The sequence below is a fragment of the Paracoccus jeotgali genome (assembly GCF_002865605.1).
Classification (GTDB): domain Bacteria; phylum Pseudomonadota; class Alphaproteobacteria; order Rhodobacterales; family Rhodobacteraceae; genus Paracoccus; species Paracoccus jeotgali.
The window spans coordinates 2,867,688-2,883,821 of sequence record NZ_CP025583.1; the positions used below are offsets into that span (position 1 = coordinate 2,867,688).

The 16,134-nt window shown below is 64.9% G+C and carries 16 protein-coding genes; 6 read left to right on the plus strand and 10 right to left on the minus strand.

The genetic code is table 11. The annotated features are described in order from the left end of the window. Positions 1-214: 214 nt before the first annotated feature. From nrdF to hppD, 6 genes are all read right to left on the minus strand, one after another. The gene (gene nrdF / locus CYR75_RS13790; protein WP_101500571.1) at positions 215-1,195 is read right to left on the minus strand and encodes a class 1b ribonucleoside-diphosphate reductase subunit beta; all 981 of its coding nucleotides are present in this window, start codon (positions 1,193-1,195) and stop codon (positions 215-217) included. A gap of 592 nt (positions 1,196-1,787) precedes the next feature. Further along, positions 1,788-3,932: a class 1b ribonucleoside-diphosphate reductase subunit alpha gene (gene nrdE, locus CYR75_RS13795; RefSeq protein WP_101500572.1), complete on the minus strand. Its 2,145-nt coding sequence runs from the start codon at positions 3,930-3,932 to the stop codon at positions 1,788-1,790. Next, complete coding sequence (gene nrdI / locus CYR75_RS13800) at positions 3,914-4,330, minus strand: class Ib ribonucleoside-diphosphate reductase assembly flavoprotein NrdI (protein ID WP_101500573.1); 417 nt, start codon at positions 4,328-4,330, stop codon at positions 3,914-3,916. Before nrdI ends, nrdE begins: the two co-directional genes overlap by 19 nt. 52 nt (positions 4,331-4,382) lie before the next feature. Then, entirely contained in the window at positions 4,383-4,604 is a 222-nt protein-coding gene (nrdH, locus tag CYR75_RS13805; protein ID WP_101500574.1) for a glutaredoxin-like protein NrdH, read from the minus strand. Positions 4,605-4,882: 278 nt separating this feature from the next. After that, entirely contained in the window at positions 4,883-5,230 is a 348-nt protein-coding gene (locus CYR75_RS13810) for a Rieske (2Fe-2S) protein (protein WP_101500575.1), read from the minus strand. After that, positions 5,227-6,339, minus strand: a complete 1,113-nt coding sequence (hppD, locus tag CYR75_RS13815; RefSeq protein ID WP_101500576.1) for a 4-hydroxyphenylpyruvate dioxygenase — start codon at positions 6,337-6,339, stop codon at positions 5,227-5,229. Before hppD ends, CYR75_RS13810 begins: the two co-directional genes overlap by 4 nt. Positions 6,340-6,462: 123 nt before the next feature. Here hppD and CYR75_RS13820 point away from each other — a divergent pair, with 123 nt between their 5' ends. Beyond that, the gene (locus CYR75_RS13820; protein ID WP_101500577.1) at positions 6,463-6,924 is read left to right on the plus strand and encodes an Lrp/AsnC family transcriptional regulator; all 462 of its coding nucleotides are present in this window, start codon (positions 6,463-6,465) and stop codon (positions 6,922-6,924) included. Between the two features lies 1 nt (position 6,925). Here the strand turns inward: CYR75_RS13820 and CYR75_RS13825 are convergent, their stop codons facing one another. Then, entirely contained in the window at positions 6,926-7,684 is a 759-nt protein-coding gene (locus tag CYR75_RS13825) for a TSUP family transporter (RefSeq protein WP_101500578.1), read from the minus strand. Between the two features lie 61 nt (positions 7,685-7,745). On the opposite strand from CYR75_RS13825, the gene CYR75_RS13830 reads away from it, so the two are divergent. Further along, positions 7,746-8,759, plus strand: coding sequence for an NAD(P)H-dependent flavin oxidoreductase (locus CYR75_RS13830; protein WP_101500579.1), 1,014 nt, complete (start codon positions 7,746-7,748; stop codon positions 8,757-8,759). On the opposite strand, the gene epmA is transcribed toward CYR75_RS13830, so the two are convergent. Further along, positions 8,756-9,802: an EF-P lysine aminoacylase EpmA gene (gene epmA / locus CYR75_RS13835; protein WP_101500580.1), complete on the minus strand. Its 1,047-nt coding sequence runs from the start codon at positions 9,800-9,802 to the stop codon at positions 8,756-8,758. The genes CYR75_RS13830 and epmA overlap by 4 nt on opposite strands. An 88-nt stretch (positions 9,803-9,890) precedes the next feature. Here epmA and efp point away from each other — a divergent pair, with 88 nt between their 5' ends. Next, positions 9,891-10,457 carry an elongation factor P gene (gene efp / locus CYR75_RS13840; RefSeq protein WP_101500581.1) on the plus strand — a complete coding sequence of 189 codons (567 nt, stop codon included), beginning with the start codon at positions 9,891-9,893 and terminating at the stop codon, positions 10,455-10,457. A gap of 50 nt (positions 10,458-10,507) precedes the next feature. Here the strand turns inward: efp and serB are convergent, their stop codons facing one another. Next, positions 10,508-11,386, minus strand: a complete 879-nt coding sequence (serB, locus tag CYR75_RS13845) for a phosphoserine phosphatase SerB (RefSeq protein ID WP_101500582.1) — start codon at positions 11,384-11,386, stop codon at positions 10,508-10,510. Between the two features lie 264 nt (positions 11,387-11,650). Between serB and CYR75_RS13850 the strand changes: the two genes are divergently transcribed. Beyond that, positions 11,651-13,540 (plus strand): acyl-CoA synthetase, encoded by a 1,890-nt coding sequence (locus CYR75_RS13850; protein ID WP_101500583.1) that lies wholly within the window; start codon positions 11,651-11,653, stop codon positions 13,538-13,540. A 9-nt stretch (positions 13,541-13,549) separates the two neighbouring features. Here CYR75_RS13850 and CYR75_RS13855 read toward each other — a convergent pair whose 3' ends face one another. After that, on the minus strand, positions 13,550-14,014 hold the full coding sequence (locus tag CYR75_RS13855) for a MarR family winged helix-turn-helix transcriptional regulator (RefSeq protein WP_101500584.1): 465 nt from the start codon (positions 14,012-14,014) through the stop codon (positions 13,550-13,552). Positions 14,015-14,271: 257 nt separating this feature from the next. Between CYR75_RS13855 and ectA the strand changes: the two genes are divergently transcribed. Beyond that, positions 14,272-14,799 (plus strand): diaminobutyrate acetyltransferase, encoded by a 528-nt coding sequence (ectA, locus tag CYR75_RS13860; RefSeq protein WP_192876659.1) that lies wholly within the window; start codon positions 14,272-14,274, stop codon positions 14,797-14,799. Between the two features lie 42 nt (positions 14,800-14,841). Then, the gene (gene ectB, locus CYR75_RS13865; RefSeq protein ID WP_101500585.1) at positions 14,842-16,131 is read left to right on the plus strand and encodes a diaminobutyrate--2-oxoglutarate transaminase; all 1,290 of its coding nucleotides are present in this window, start codon (positions 14,842-14,844) and stop codon (positions 16,129-16,131) included. The last annotated feature ends 3 nt before the right edge of the window (positions 16,132-16,134 follow it).

The following is a 16,134-nucleotide window of genomic DNA, read 5'->3' on the forward strand; positions in this document are numbered from 1 at the left end:
CTAGCCAGAAAAATAGCAGTTTCAATCGGCTATAAGTCACAGCAGGCGACCTTGCGCCCTGCGGGAGAGGGCGCTTTGGCGGCAAAATGCGGCCGGTTCCCGTCGCAAGCCCGCTATGCGTATCCTGCATGGCTTGGCCGCCTACGGTTTGCGTCGGCCACGAATGAAAAAGGCGCACCTAAGCGCGCCTTTCTGGTTCGATCTGCGACAGGGCTTAGAAATCCCAGTCGTCATCCTCGGTCGCGACGGCCTTGCCGATCACATAGCTGGACCCGGACCCCGAGAAGAAATCGTGGTTCTCGTCCGAGTTCGGCGACAGCGCGGCCATGATCGCGGGCGAAACCTTGCAGGCCTCGGGCGGGAACAGTGCCTCGTAGCCGAGATTCTGCAGCGCCTTGTTGGCGTTGTAATGCAGGAACGCCTTGACGTCCTCGGTCAGGCCCACTGGATCATACAGGTTTTCGGTGTATTTCGTCTCGATCTCGTACAGATCATAAAGCAGCGAGAAGGCGAAATCCTTCAGCTCGGCCCGCTCGGCCTCGGGCAGCTTTTCCACCGCGCGCTGGTACTTATAGCCGATGTAATAGCCGTGGATCGCCTCGTCCCGGATGATCAGGCGGATCAGGTCGGCGGTGTTGGTCAGCCGCGCCCGCGACGACCAGTACATCGGCAGGTAGAAGCCGGAATAGAACAGGAAGCTCTCCAGGAACACGCTGGCGATCTTGCGGCGCAGCGGGTGCGAGGCGCAGTCGTATTCGTCCAGGATCAGCCGGGACTTGGCCTGAAGCTGCTCGTTCTCGGCCGACCAGCGGAACGCCTCGTCGACCTCGGTGGTCTGGCACAGCGTCGAGAAGACCGAGGAATAGCTGCGCGCGTGCACCGCCTCCATGAAGGCGATGTTGGTCAGCACCGCTTCCTCGTGCGGGGTCTGCGCGTCGGGCAGCAGCGAGGGCGCGCCGACGGTGTTCTGGATCGTGTCGAGCAGCGTCAGCCCGACAAAGACCCGGATCGTCAGGCGCTGTTCATCCGGCGTCAGCTGCGACCAGCTTTGAATGTCGTTCGACAGCGGCACCTTTTCCGGCAGCCAGAAATTGGCGGTCAGCCGGTTCCAAATCTCCAGATCCTTGTCGTCCTGAATCCGGTTCCAGTTGACGGCGGCGGGGACCACGCGAGCGCTGTGGGTGGAATCTTTCATCAGGGGCTTCCCTCAGGTAAATGGGAGTCGATACGGCTCTCGTTCAAAGGAAGAGCCAGCGGTTCCAACCTTACCGGATAAAGCTACGGCTCGCCAAGCCCCCACGACATTTTGCGTCCGCCCTTGAAGCGACCCCCACAAATGGTATGGAAGGCAGCATGAGCCGCCTTCCATGAGTTTGATCTGTAGGCGTGCCCCTAGATCGACACCAGAATCGGCCAAGCCTTGAGGCCGTACTCTGAGGCATGAACCATACGGTTCTGTTTTGGGCACCAACGGCTCGGCCGCCAGATATATCGCTTTCCCGCTGGGGCGGGGGGAAGACCATGCTTTTTTTCTGGCATAATTTTGTCCTTATGATTTGGGCCGTTCCTAAATCGGATTGCCAAACCACCGGAAGCTTTGTACCGTATATTCCTCTGACAGATCGTACGGGAAGCTTTGGTGAGTTGGCGCCGCTTGGCCCTTCTAAGAAGCGACTTAGATCGGAAAGCGCTCGGGTCTTCTCGAGCGCTTTTTTCATGTGAATATTAGGTTCGTATCTCCTTTCTGCTTAGGGGTAGTGGATTGGGCGGACGCATCCGCCCAAGTCTCACAGCGTGCAGGAAACGCAGCCCTCGACCTCGGTTCCTTCCAAGGCGTTCTGGCGCAGGCGAATGTAGTAGATGGTCTTGATGCCCTTGGTCCAGGCGTAGATCTGGGCCCGGTTGATGTCGCGGGTCGAGGCGTCGGCCGGGAAGAACAGCGTCAGCGACAGGCCCTGATCGACGTGCTGGGTCGCGGCGGCATAGGTGTCGATGATCGCCTCGGGGCCGATCTCGTAGGCGTCGCGGTAGAATTCCAGATTGTCGTTGGTCATGTAGGGCGCCGGGTAATAGACGCGGCCGATCTTGCCTTCCTTGCGGACCTCGATCTTGGCGGTGATCGGGTGGATCGACGAGGTGGCATAGTTGATATAGCTGATCGACCCGGTCGGCGGGACCGCCTGCAGGTTGCGGTTATACAGCCCGTCCTTCATCACCGCCTCGCGCAGCGCCTGCCAGTCCTCGCGCGTGGGCACGGCGATGCCGGCCTGCTCGAACAGCTCGCGGCCACGCTCGGTCTCGGGCAGCCAGTCGCGGTCGACATATTTGTCGAAGAACGAGCCGTCGGCGTATTTCGAATCCTCGAAGCCGACGAAACGCTCATCCCGCTCGCGGGCCAGCGCGTTCGATTCGCGCAGCGCGTGATAGAGCACGGTGGCGAAGTAGATATTGGTGAAGTCGATGGCCTCGGGGCTGCCGTAATGGATCCGCTCGCGAGCCAGATAGCCGTGCAGGTTCATCTGCCCCAGCCCGATGGCGTGGCTTTCGTCATTGCCCTTGCGGATCGACGGCACCGAATCGATGGCCGACATTTCGCTGACCGCGCTGAGGGCGCGGATCGCCATGCCGACGGTGCCCGCCAGGTCGCCGCTGTCCATCGCCTTGGCGATGTTCAGCGAGCCGAGGTTGCACGAGATGTCCGTCCCCATCTTGGAATAGGACAGGTCGTCATTGAACTCGGACGCGCTGTTGACCTGCAGGATCTCGCTGCACAGGTTCGACATGGCGATGCGCCCGGCGATGGGGTTCGCCTCGTTCACCGTGTCCTCGAACATGATGTAGGGATAGCCGGATTCGAACTGGATCTCGGCGATGGTCTGGAAGAAGGCGCGGGCGTTGATCTTTTTCTTGCGGATGCGCGGGTTGTCGACCATCTCGTGATATTTCTCGGTCACCGAAATGTCCGAGAAGGGCACGCCGTATTCCTTTTGCACGTCATGGGGCGAGAACAGGTACATGTCCTCGTTCTTCTTGGCGAGTTCAAAGGTGATGTCGGGGATCACCACGCCAAGCGACAGCGTCTTGATGCGGATCTTTTCGTCGGCGTTTTCGCGCTTGGTATCCAGGAAACGCAGGATATCGGGGTGGTGGGCGTTCAGATAGACCGCGCCCGCACCCTGCCGCGCGCCAAGCTGGTTGGCATAGGAGAAGCTGTCTTCCAGCAGCTTCATCACCGGGATCACGCCCGAGGACTGGTTGGCGATGCCCTTGATCGGGGCGCCATGCTCGCGGATGTTGGTCAGCATCAACGCCACGCCGCCGCCGCGCTTGGACAGCTGCAGGGCCGAATTGATGGCCCGGCCGATGGATTCCATGTTGTCTTCGATGCGCAGCAGGAAGCAGGACACGAACTCGCCCCGCGCTTTCTTGCCGGCGTTCAGGAAGGTCGGCGTTGCGGGCTGGAACCGGCCCGAGATGATCTCGTCCATCAGCTTCAGCGCCATCGCCTCGTCGCCGCGGGCCAGCGTCAGCGCGACCATGACCACGCGATCCTCGTACCGTTCCAGGAAACGCTCTCCGTCCCAGGTCTTCAGCGTGTAGGAGGTGTAGTATTTGAACGCCCCGAGGAAGGTCGGAAAGCGGAACTTGCGGGCATAGGCCTCTTCCCAGATCCGGCGCTGGAAGTTCTTGGAATACTGATCGAGAACGGCCTCGTCGTAATAGCCCTCTTCGACCAGATACCCCAGTTTTTCGTCCAGCGAATGGAAGAAGACCGTGTTCTGGTTCACGTGCTGCAGGAAATACTGCCGTGCCGCCATCCGGTCCGCGTCGAACTGGATGCGACCGGCATCGTCATACAGGTTCAGCATCGCGTTCAGCGCGTGATAGTCCTTGGCTTCGGCCTTTGGACGGTTCAGGCGGTCGTCAAGCATGTCTTACTCCAGAACAGGTGAAGCCCTTCGCGGATGCGGGCGATGTCGGTGGGGGTGCCGGCCAGTTCGAACCGGTACAGCAGCGGAACGTTGCATTTTCGGGCGATGACGTCACCGGCAGCGGCGAACAGCGCGCCGAAGTTCCGGTTGCCGCCGGCGATCACGCCGCGGATCAGCGCTCGCCGGTCGGGGTCGTTCAGAAAGCGGATGACCTGTTTCGGCACCGCGCCGCGGCCCTTGCCGTCGGCATAGGTCGGGCAGATCAGCACATAGGGTTCGGTCGGCTCGGGCATGGGGGCGTCGGATTCCAGCGGGATACGCAGCGCATCCAGCCCCAGATCGGCCACGAATCGGGCCGTGTTTTCGGACCGGGACGAATAATAGACAAGCTGCGCCATGGTTTCCGATGCCACCTGCTTGATGCCGTGTGCTGCTGTCGCCCAAAGGCGATCAGGACAGCTGGCCGATCAGGTCGGGACGGAACCCGGACCAGTGCGAATCGCCGGCAATCACGACCGGAGCCTGACGATACCCCAGACCGGAGACATGTGCATAGGCGTCTTCGTCCTGGGTCAGGTCGATGACGTCGAATTCGATGCCACGCGCTTCGAGCGCGCGGGTGGTCGCGGTGCACTGAACGCAAGCGGGCTTGGAATAGACGGTGATGCTCATCGGGGTAACCCTTTGTCCTGATCGCGGTGCCGGGCGTCGGACATCCACCCGGAAAGAGCTTTCCCTTCCCGGTTGGCGCGTCCATGGCTGGCACCATGGTGTGAAAATACTTCGACGCCTGTCCTTGCGGGGTCGGCGTGGGCCGTTTGGCAGCCCCTTCTTGCCCCGCTGCCGGGGTTGATTCCGGGTCCGTCAAAGCATCTTCATACTGGGCCGGGTGCGACCTTGTGTCAACAACATATGGTGTTGAACAGCGCCGTTTTCCACAAGCCTTGGGATCAAAAGGCGGAAATGATGATCTTCCCCTTCTGTTCCGTCAGCGGCACCGGGTCAAGCCCGCAGGGTGCCGGCCCGGCCAGCACCGCGCCGCTTTCGGCGTCGAACTGCGCCTGATGCGAGGAACAGATCAGCCGCCCGCCATCGGCGCTGAGGATTCGCCCGCCGCGATGGTCCAGCGGCAGGAACTGGTGCGGGCACAGGTTCAGAAAGCCGCGCAGCCCCGAAGCGTCGCGGATCACCAGCAGCGGAAAGCCGTCGAGGTCGAAGGTTCTGACGCCCTCGACCTCGTGCGATTCGCAGATGACCGTCCCGCTGGCGGGGGCGGTCGACAGGTCCTGCCAGCTCACCCCGCCGCGTCCGAGGTCAGCACCCCGCGCCGCATCTGATCCTCTTCGATCGATTCGAACAGTGCGCGGAAATTGCCCTCGCCAAAGCCGTCATCGCCCTTGCGCTGGATGAACTCGAAAAAGATCGGGCCGATGACGGTTTTCGAGAAGATCTGCAGCAGGATGCGGGTGGTGCCGCCATCGACCACGCCCTCGCCGTCGATCAGAATGCCGTGTTTTTTCATCCGGTCCAGCGGCTCGTCATGGTCGGTGACGCGCTGGCGCGACATCTCGTAATAGACATCGGGCGGGCCGGGCATGAATTCGAGGCCGCTTTCCGCCAGCGCATCGGTCGCGGCATAGATGTCGTTGGTGGCAACCGCGATATGCTGAATGCCCTCGCCCTTGTATTCGCGCAGATATTCCTCGATCTGCGAATGTTCGTCGGCGGATTCGTTGATCGGGATGCGGATCTTGCCGTCGGGGCTGGTCAGGGCGCGGCTGAACAGCCCGGTCTGCTTGCCCTTGATGTCGAAATAGCGGATTTCGCGGAAATTGAAGGTGTCGTGGTAAAAGCGGTACCAGGTGTCCATGTTCCCGCGCACGACGTTGTGGGTCAGGTGGTCGATGTAATAAAAGCCCACGCCCTCGGGCCGGGGGTCAGGCTCGGCCAGCCACTCGTAATCATCCTGCCAGGCGCTGCCGGTGTCCTCATATTTGTCGATGAAATACAGCAGGCTGTCACCGATGCCATAGACCGCCGGGAAATCCAGCACCTTGCCGGGGCCGGTATATTCGCGCGCGCCCAGCTCGACCGCGCGGCGCAGCGCGTGCTGGGCATCGACGACGCGCCAGCCCATCGCCGGGGCGCAGGGGCCGTGATCGGCGATGAACTGGCTGGCATGGCTGTCGGGTTCCGCGTTCAGCACGTAATTGATCCCGCCTTGCCGATACAGCGTCACATTGCGCGACTTGTGCCGGGCCACGGGGGTAAAGCCCATCTTGCGGAACAGCTGGTCAAGCTGAGCGGGGTCGGGATGGGCGAACTCGACGAATTCAAAGCCGTCGGTGCCGGCCGGGTTGGCGTCGCTGATGCTGGCTTTCGGTGCGTCATGCGGGAATGGACCCATGGTGATTCCTTTCGCGTTGTGGTTGGCCCATTCTCGCGCAAAACCTGCACAAAATTCTTGCAAACGCGACAGTTTGGCGCAGATTGATGCGTGTTTCGTGCAGCATCCGGGGCAGGAGGGGGTATGTTGACGCATGACGCGCGCGACCGGGCGATTCTGGCGGCCCTGCAGCGCAACGGGGCGCTGACAAATGCCGAACTGTCCGAGCTGGTGAACCTGTCGCCCTCGCAATGCTCGCGCCGCCGCGCCGCGCTGGAACGGACGGGCGCGATCCGGGGATATGCCGCGCGGCTCGACCCGCGGGTGCTGGGTTTCGGCATCCGCGCCTTTGCCCGCGTCAATCTGCGCAGCCACGGCGCGGCCAGCGACAAGGACTTTGCCAGCTTCATCGCCGCCCAGCCCGAGGTGCGTGCCGCGCATTCCGTCTCGGGCGATGCGGATTATGTGCTGGAACTGGCGGTGCGCGATCTGGATGCGCTGGCCGATTTCATCCATGACCGCCTGCTGTCCCATTCGCAGGTCACGCAGGTGCGGACCGAGATCGTGCTGAAATCCGCCAAGGAAGACGGCGGGCTGCCGATCTGACTCAGAACAGGTCGTACAGCAGCTTCAGCGCCAGCACGGTGGAACTGGTGACCAGCAGCGGCTTGATCAGCCGCGCCCCGATCCGCATCGCCAGCCGCGAGCCAACCCACGCCCCGGCGATCTGCGCCGCGCCCATCGCGATCCCGGTGATCCATAGCGGCTTGCCCACCAGCGCGAAGGCCAGCACCCCGCCAAGGTTCGACGAAAAGTTCAGCAGCTTGGTATGGGCGGTGGCGCGCAGGATGCCGTAGCCGGCCAGCATGACGAAACACAGCATGAAAAACGCGCCCGTCCCCGGCCCGATCAGTCCGTCGTAAAACCCCACCAGCGGCACGACAAAGGCCGTGAACTGCCCCGGCGTGATCCGCGCCGCGCGGTCCAGATCGTTCAGCCCCGGCTTCAGCGCGAAAAAGGCAGCGATGGCGATCAGCAGCACCGGCAGCGCATAGCGCAGCGCCTGCGTGGGGATCAGCGAGACGCAGAACGCCCCCGCCATCCCCGCCGCAAAGGCCAGCATCGCGGCCCGGATCTGCCCGCGCAGATCGACATGCCCCGAGGCCGCATAGCTCAGCGCCGCCGTCGCCGCGCCGAAGACGCCCTGCACCTTGTTGGTGGCCAGCGCCTGCGCGGGCGGCACCCCGGCCAGCATCAGCGCCGGCACCGTGATCAGCCCGCCGCCGCCGGCGATGGCGTCCATGGCGCCCGCCACGAAAGCGGCGGCGATCAGCCACAGGGTCACATCGAGCGCAAGATCGAACATCCGCGCTTGATCCTGCCGCCGCGCGGCATTGTAAATAGGCGAAAGCAGGGAAGGGCAGTCGATGTTGCAGCGATTGAAGATGCGTGTGCCGGTGGTGCTGGCGCCGATGGCGGGGATTTCGACGCCGGAACTGGCGGCGGCGGTGTCCGATGCCGGGGGGCTGGGCTCGCTGGGGCTGGCGGCGATGGATGCGGATGCCGCGCGCGCGGCGCTGCGCCGGACCCGCGCGCTGATGCAGCGCGAGGCGCCGATCAACGCCAATGTCTTTTGCCACGTCCCGCCGCCCCGCGACAGCGAGCGTGAAGGGGCGTGGCTGTCGGCGCTGGCCCCGGATTTCGGCAGCGTCGGCGCCAGCCCGCCCATGGCGCTGCATGACAGCTATACCCCGCTCGACCACGACCCCGACATGGTGGACATGCTGCTGGCCGAGCGGCCGGGGGTGGTCAGCTTTCACTTCGGCCTGCCCTCGGGCGACAGCATCGCCAAGCTGCGCGACAGCGGCGCGGTGCTGCTGGCGACCGCGACCAGCCGGGCCGAGGCCGAGGCCATCGCCGCCGCCGGGCTGGACGGAATCGTGGCGCAGGGGTGGCAGGCCGGCGGCCATCGCGGCATCTTCGACGAGAATGGACCGGACCGCCGCCTGCCGACGCTGGACCTGCTGGCCGAACTGCGCGATCTGGGCCTGCCGCTGATCGCGGCGGGCGGGATCATGACGGCCAGGGACGTCCGCGCCGTGCTGGATGCCGGCGCCTTTGCCGCGCAATGCGGCACCGCCTTTCTGCCCGCGACCGAGGCCGCGACCTCGCAGCCCCATCGCGACGGGCTGGCCCATGGCCGCACCATCATGACGCGGGCGGTGTCGGGGCGGCCCGCGCGGGGGCTGGAAAACCGCATCACCACCCGCGACGACAGCGAGGCGCCGCCCTATCCCTTGCCCTATTCGGCGCTGAAACTGCTGCATCGCGAGGCCGTGGCCATCGGCGAACACGGTTTCGGGCCGTTCTGGGCCGGGACCGGCTGCACCGAGGCGCGTCCCGGCAGCGCGGCCGAGATCCTGTCGCGGCTGACGCCCTAGCCGGGATCGGCCACCGGCGCCCAGATCACCGCCGCGACCGAGGGCGCCGAGGTCGCCAGCATGACCAGCCGGTCAAACCCCAGCGCAATCCCCGAGGCGGGCGGCATCAGTTCCAGCGCCGACAGGAAATCCTCGTCCAGCGGGTAGGTCTCGCCATAGATGCGGGCGCGTTCTGCCATGTCGGCGGTGAAACGCGCGCGCTGCTCGACCGGGTCGGTCAGCTCGCCGAAGCCGTTGGCGAGTTCCACCCCGCAGGCATACAGCTCGAACCGCTCGGAAACGCGGGGATCGTCGGGCGCGCGGCGGGCAAGTGCGGCCTCGGGCGCGGGATAGCGGTCAAGGATGGTCGCCGCGCCGTGGCCCAGATGCGGCTCGACCCGCTCGGCCAGGACGCGGGAAAAGACGTCGGACCATGTGTCATCCGCCCCGCAGCGCACTCCCGCCGCCTGCGCCTGCGCGGCCAGCATGGCCCGGTCGGTCCGGCCTTGGGGCGAGATGCTGGCCAGCAGGTCGATGCCGGCGAAGTCGTGAAACGCATCCGCCACGCTGATCCGTTCCGGGCTGGCATAGGGATCGCAGGTCGCGTCGCGATAGCGCAGCAGATCGGCCCCTGCCGCGTGACCCGCCAGCATCAGGAAATCGGCGCAATCATCCATCAGCACCGTGTAATCCTGCCCCGCGCGATACCATTCCAGCATGGTGAATTCGGGGTGATGCAGCGGCCCGCGCTCGCGGTTGCGCCAGACGTGGCTGAAGGCCGCGATCCGCGTCTCGCCCGCCGCCAGCAGGCGCTTCATCGCGAATTCGGGCGAGGTGTGCAGATACATCGGGTGGGCGCGGGCGTCATTGCCGATCATCTGGGTGGCGAAGCCGTGCAGGTGCGTCTCATTTCCGGGGCTGACGACCAGGGCGGCGGGATCGACCTCGGTGAAATCATTGGCGTCCAGCCAGTCGCGGATGGCGCGCTGGATGCGGTTGCGGGCCAGCAGCGCGGGCCTGCGGTCGGCGTGGCGATGGGGCCGCCACCATTGGCTGTCGGTCATGGTTTCTCTGGCAAAACGGCTGATCTTGCGCTAGGGACACGCGCAATGGGCTTACGCGCCCCCCAAAGACTTCGCAAGGAATCCGCAGATGAAAGTCATCGCATCCAGCCTCCGCAAGGGCAATGTGCTCGAAATCGACGAGCGCCTTTACGTCGTGCTGAAGGCCGAAAACTTCCACCCCGGCAAGGGCACCCCGACCACCAGCGTCGAGATGCGCCGCATCTCGGACGGGGTGAAGGTGATGGAGCGCTGGAAGACCACCGATCAGGTCGAAAAGGCCCATGTCGATGAGCGCAGCTATGACTATCTGTATAATGACGGCGAAGGCTACCACTTCATGGAGCCCGAGAGCTATGAGCAGGTCGTGGCCCCGGCCGATGTGATCGGCGATCAGGCGGTCTATCTGCAGGAAGGGATGCGGGTCTTCCTGCAGGTCTTCAACGGCGTGCCGATCGCGATGGAACTGCCGCAGAAGATGACCGTCGAGGTCACCGAGACCGAGCCGGTCGTCAAGGGCCAGACCGCGTCGTCATCCTACAAGCCCGCGCAGGTGGATAACGGGCTGCGGGTGATGGTGCCGCCGCATATCGGCGTGGGCACGCGCATCGTCATCAACACCACCGACAACAGCTATGTCGAGCGCGCCAAGGACTGACGCCGGGCGCTGATGCGGATGATGGGGCGTCCGTTCGGGCGCCCTTTTCGTCAGCCGCTGATGAACTCGTCGCGGCCATAGCCCTGGATATACAGCAGCGCGGTCAGGTCGCCATGGTCGATCCGGACGCCCGCCTGCGCGGCGACGATGGGTTTGGCGTGCAGCGCCACCCCGGTTCCGGCCAGCCCGATCATGCCCAGATCATTCGCACCGTCGCCCACGGCCATCGCATCGGCGGGCGTCAGGCCGCGTTCGGCGGTGATCTGGGTCAGCGCCTCGACCTTGGCCTCGCGGCCCAGCACCGGCAGCGCGACATGGCCGGTCAGCACGCCCTCATCGGCCAGCAGCGTGTTGGCGCGGTGTTCGTCAAAGCCCAGAACCTCGGCCACGCGCGAGGTAAAGGCGGTGAACCCGCCCGAGACGAGCGCGCAATAGGCGCCCTGCGCCCGCATCGTCGCGATCAGCTCGCGCCCGCCCGGCGTCAGCGTGATGCGCTGATCCAGCACCTTGTCGATGACGCTCTCGCGCAGGCCGGCCAGCAGCGAGACGCGCTCGATCAGCGCCTCGTGAAAGTTCAGCTCGCCATTCATCGCGCGTTCCGTGATGTCGGCGACGCGGGGGCCGACGCCGGCCTCGGCGGCGAGTTCGTCGATGCACTCCTGCTGGATCATGGTCGAATCCATATCCGCCAGCAGCACCGGCTTGCGCCGGTCGCGGGTCGGCTGGACGACCAGATCGAACCCCGCATGGCGAGCGGCGGCGGCGATCTCGTCCATCTCGGGGGGCAGGTCGGCGACCGGAAACTCTGCCGCGATGCCGGGGGCCAGCCAGATCACCCCGCCGCCGCCCAGCCGGTCCCGCAGCGACGCGACATGGTGGTCGGTCAGATCGGCGCGCAGCGGTGCGGCAAGCATGGTCACGGTGTGCATATTCGGCCCCCTTGGCACTTGTCGCGGCACTGGTCGCGGCACTGGTCGCGCCCACCGCTAGCCCAAACCGCGCCCGCGCGCCAGACGGGCAGGGCGAGTGCGGCGGCCTGCGCGGGCTGTTGGGACGCGGGCCGTGTGACGTGGCGTGACTGACGTTGCGTTCCGCGCCCCACGCCCTGCCGCGACACTTGCCCCAAGGCCCGGTTTCGGCACATGCTTGGACGGGAAACCGGCCGCCAGAACTGCCGGCAACCGGGGGGAGACATGACCAGGAATTTCGGATTTCGCGGCGCCGCCGACCGTGACGCGGTCGAGCGTGAGATGCCCTATGAGGAACGCGACAACGGCCGCACCGTCTATGAGGTGCTGTCGCGCACGGCCGAGCGCTTTCCCGACCGCCCGGCGGTCAGCTTTCAACTGCTGTCCGGTCCCCGCGACCATGCCACCACCCTGACCTGGCGCGAGTTCCGCCAGCGCGTGACCGAGACCGCCAACCTGCTGCGCAAGCTGGGCGTGGGGCCGAACGATACCGTCGCCTATCTGCTGCCCAACAGCATCGAGACCCCGGTGGTGCTGCTGGCCGGGATGACGGTGGGCGTGGTCAGCCCGATCAACCCGCTGCTCGAGGCCGATCACATCGCCTCGCTGCTGCGCGCCACCCGCGCCAAGGTGCTGGTCACGCTGAAATCCTTTCCCAAATCGGATGTCGCGCAAAAGGCCGCAGAGGCGGTCGCGCAGGCCCCGGACGTCCAGCATGTGCTGGAAATCGACCTGAACCGGCATCTGACCGGGCTGAAGAAATTCATCGTCCCGCTGGCCCGGCCCAAGGTCACGGTCAAGCATCACGCCAAGGTCCATAATTTCGAGGCCTGCGCCTCGGCCGAAAACCACGACCGGCTGGAATTCGACGACCCGCCCGAGGATCGCGTCGCCGCCTATTTCCACACCGGCGGCACCACCGGCCTGCCCAAGGTGGCGCAGCACAAGTTTTCGGGCATGATCTATAACGGCTTTCTGGGCGGCTCGCTGCTGTTCGACGAAAACGACGTGCTGATCTGCCCGCTGCCGCTGTTCCACGTCTTTGCCGCCTATCCGATCCTGATGAGCTGCGTGTTTTCCGGCGCCCACATGGTCATGCCGACCCCCGCCGGCTATCGCGGCGACGGCGTCTTCGACAACTTCTGGAAGCTGATCGAGCGCTGGCAGGTGACCTTCCTGATCGCGGTGCCCACGGCGATCTCGGCGCTGATGCAGCGGCCGGTCAATGCCGATGTGTCGTCGCTGCGGACGGCGATTTCCGGCTCGGCCCCGCTACCGATCGAGCTTTACACCCGTTTCAAGACCGCGACCGGGGTCGAGATCGCCGAAGGCTACGGCCTGACCGAGGCCACCTGCCTTGTCTCCTGCAATCCGGTGGACGGGGCCAAGAAGGTCGGCTCGGTCGGGCTGCCGCTGCCCTATACCCATGTCCGCATCCTGCGCCGCAATGGCGACGGGTTCATCGAATGCGCGACCGACGAGGTGGGCGAGATCTGCGTCGCCAGCCCCGGCATCTTCGAGGGCTCGACCTATACCGAGGCTGACAAGAACCGCGACCTGTTCGCCGAGGGGCGCTTCCTGCGCACCGGCGATCTGGGCCGGATGGATGCCGACGGCTATCTGTGGATCACCGGCCGGGCCAAGGATCTGATCATCCGCGGCGGCCACAACATCGACCCCGCCGAGATCGAGGACGCGCTGCTCTCGCACCCCGCCGTGGCCTCGGTCGGTGCCATAGGCCAGCCGGATTCCTTCGCGGGCGAGCTGCCCTGCGTCTATGTCGAGCTGGTGGCCGATTCGACGGTCACGCAGGACGAGCTGATGGAACACGCCCGCAGCCACATCAAGGAACGCGCGGCGGTCCCGAAATATCTGGAAATTCTGGACGAATTGCCGAAAACGGCGGTCGGGAAGATCTTCAAGCCCGATCTGCGCAAGCTGGCCATCGCCCGCGTCTATAATCAGGCGCTGGACGGCACCGGCGCCCATGTCGTGCAGGTGGTCGAGGACAAGAAGCGCGGCCTTGTCGCCAAGCTGGCGCGGGACGCCGGCACGGACGAGGCCGAGGTCCGCCAGCGTCTGGGCCAGTTCACGCGGCCCTGGGACTGGGTCTAGGGCCGCGCCTTAGATCTCGTGCGTGTCCAGCAGGGCGCCCACCGGCTCGTCGCCCGCATCCAGCATGGCGACGATCCGTTCCAAGCTGGCGACCAGCATCGCCTGCTCCCACGTCTCCAAGCCCTGAAACTTGCGCACAAGCTGCTGTTGCAGCGCATCGGGCGCGGCGTCGTGGGTCGCCTGCCCGGCGGGGGTCAGCGTCAGCAGCGTCTGGCGCTTGTCGCCCGCGTCGCGGCGGCGTTCCACCAGCCCGGCCTGTTCCAGCCGGTCGATCAGCGCCGACACCGTCGCCTGCGAGACATGCATCCGCTTGGCAATGGCGCTGCCGGTGGTGGCCCCGGTCTCGGCGATGATCTGCACCACGCGCAGTTGCACCGGCGTGATGCCGATGTGCTGCGCGACCTCCTTGCGGTGGATCTCGGTCGCGCGGATGATGCGGCGCAAGGCCATCAGACAGGCGTCGATCCGTTCCATAGCCGGCCCCTTGTTTTCCCCTGATCCTTCGCCTTGCGACGCAGCCGCGTCAAGCCGCCGCCCGAACGGCGCCGCGAATCGCCCGGAACGGGTGTCGAGGTCAATATTTTCGCATTTTTTTCGGCCCCGGATCGGCCAATGCTGCAAGGGCGAAACGGCCTCAAGCCCCGCCCACAGCGCAAAAAATCGGTTTCAACGGTTGAAAAATGCCGCGGCTCCGAGTAGTTAGTCTAGCGAAGCAATAAAAGGGACAGAACGTGACGGATACGATCCACACGCCACCTGACCGGACCAGTTTCCGCAAGCCGCGCGCCAGCGACGGCAGCGACATCTGGGCGCTGGTGCGGGCCTGCAAGCCGCTGGACGAGAACAGCATGTATTGCAACCTGCTCCAATGCGACCACTTCGCCGATAGCTGCATCATCGCCGAGCGCGATGGCCGGCCGGTCGGCTGGATCTCGGGCTACCTGCGGCCCGGCGCGCCGGACACGCTGTTTGTCTGGCAGGTCGCCGTCCACCCCGACGCGCGGGGTCTTGGCCTCGGCTCTCGGATGCTGGATGCGCTGCTGGCGCGGGACGAGATGAAGCCCGTCCGTCAGTTGCAGACCACCATCACCCGCGACAATGCCCCCAGCTGGGCGCTGTTTCGCAGCCTCGCCGCCCGCCATGGCAGCGAGTTGAGCGAGACGCCGTATTTCACCCAAGATCGCCATTTCGCCGGGGCAGCGCCGACCGAGCACATGGTCACGATCCCCCTTGGCGCCGCCATGGCGCGTGTGGCCTGAGCGTCCGCTCTTCCGCAAATCCAGATAAAATCGAGGTTTCCCATGACGACTGCCAAAGCAGCCGATACGACCATCTTTACCCGCCGCGAAAGCGAAGCGCGCAGCTATTGCCGCAGCTTTCCCACCGTCTTCACCAAAGCCAGCGGCGCCATCATGACCGATGTGCAAGGCCGCGAATACATTGATTTCCTTGCCGGATGTTCCTCGCTGAACTATGGCCACAACGATCCCGACATGAAAAGCGCGCTGATCGACCATATCAGCCGCGACGGCATCGCCCATGGCCTGGACATGTATACCGACACCAAGGCCGCCTTTCTGGAAGCCTTTGAAAACCTGATCCTTCGCCCGCGCGGCATGGATTACAAGGTGATGATGACCGGCCCGACCGGCACCAACGCCGTCGAGGCCGCGATCAAGCTGGCCCGCAAGGTCACCGGGCGGCGCAATATCGTCGCTTTCACCAACGCCTTCCACGGCATGACCATGGGCAGCCTGGCGCTGACCGGCAACACCGCCAAGCGCGAAGGCGCGGGCGGCGGCAGCCTTGCCGACGTTACCCACATGCCGTTCGAGAACGCGATGGGCGACAACAACACGCTGGAATATATCGAGTGGGTGCTGGAAAACCCGTCCTCGGGCATGGACGATCCGGCGGCCTTCATCGTTGAACCCGTGCAGGGCGAAGGCGGTCTGAACGCCGCCTCGGCCGAATGGCTGCAGGGTGTCGAACGGCTGGCCCGCAAGCATGGCGCGCTGTTCATCATCGACGACATCCAGTCGGGCATCGGCCGGACCGGCCCCTATTTCAGCACCGAAGGCATGGGGCTGAACCCCGACATGATCACGCAGGCGAAATCCTTCAGCGGGATGGGTCTGCCCTTTGCCGCGCTGCTGATCCGGCCGGACCACGACATCTGGAAGCCGGCCGAACATAACGGCACCTTCCGCGGCAATACCCACGCCTTTGTCACCGCCCGCGTCGCGCTGGAAAAGTTCTGGTCGGATGACGCGTTCCAGAAGGAAACGCTTCGCAAGGCAAAGTATCTTGAGGATCGGCTGACCGAAATCTCGGCCCAGATCCCCGGTTCGGCCCTGAAGGGTCGGGGCATGATGCGCGGCATCGATGTGGGCAGCGGCGAGCTGGCCAGCGACATCTGCGCGCGCTGCTTTGAAGCCGGGCTGATCATCGAGACCTCGGGCGCGCATGATGAGGTGGTCAAGGTGCTGGCCCCGCTGACCATCCCGGACGCGGTCTTTGCCAAGGGCCTGAACATACTGGAATCGGCGGTTTCGGCCGCGACCGGCAACAACCAGATCGCAGCGGAGTAACAA

Coding starts and splice junctions, on each gene's coding strand:
- nrdF (WP_101500571.1), bottom strand. CDS start 1,195: ATGAAAGATTCCACCCACAGCGCTCGCGTGGTCCCCGCCGCCGTCAAC.
- nrdE (WP_101500572.1), bottom strand. CDS start 3,932: ATGCTTGACGACCGCCTGAACCGTCCAAAGGCCGAAGCCAAGGACTAT.
- nrdI (WP_101500573.1), bottom strand. CDS start 4,330: ATGGCGCAGCTTGTCTATTATTCGTCCCGGTCCGAAAACACGGCCCGA.
- nrdH (WP_101500574.1), bottom strand. CDS start 4,604: ATGAGCATCACCGTCTATTCCAAGCCCGCTTGCGTTCAGTGCACCGCG.
- hppD (WP_101500576.1), bottom strand. CDS start 6,339: ATGGGTCCATTCCCGCATGACGCACCGAAAGCCAGCATCAGCGACGCC.
- CYR75_RS13820 (WP_101500577.1), top strand. CDS start 6,463: ATGTTGACGCATGACGCGCGCGACCGGGCGATTCTGGCGGCCCTGCAG.
- CYR75_RS13825 (WP_101500578.1), bottom strand. CDS start 7,684: ATGTTCGATCTTGCGCTCGATGTGACCCTGTGGCTGATCGCCGCCGCT.
- CYR75_RS13830 (WP_101500579.1), top strand. CDS start 7,746: ATGTTGCAGCGATTGAAGATGCGTGTGCCGGTGGTGCTGGCGCCGATG.
- epmA (WP_101500580.1), bottom strand. CDS start 9,802: ATGACCGACAGCCAATGGTGGCGGCCCCATCGCCACGCCGACCGCAGG.
- efp (WP_101500581.1), top strand. CDS start 9,891: ATGAAAGTCATCGCATCCAGCCTCCGCAAGGGCAATGTGCTCGAAATC.
- serB (WP_101500582.1), bottom strand. CDS start 11,386: ATGCACACCGTGACCATGCTTGCCGCACCGCTGCGCGCCGATCTGACC.
- CYR75_RS13850 (WP_101500583.1), top strand. CDS start 11,651: ATGACCAGGAATTTCGGATTTCGCGGCGCCGCCGACCGTGACGCGGTC.
- CYR75_RS13855 (WP_101500584.1), bottom strand. CDS start 14,014: ATGGAACGGATCGACGCCTGTCTGATGGCCTTGCGCCGCATCATCCGC.
- ectB (WP_101500585.1), top strand. CDS start 14,842: ATGACGACTGCCAAAGCAGCCGATACGACCATCTTTACCCGCCGCGAA.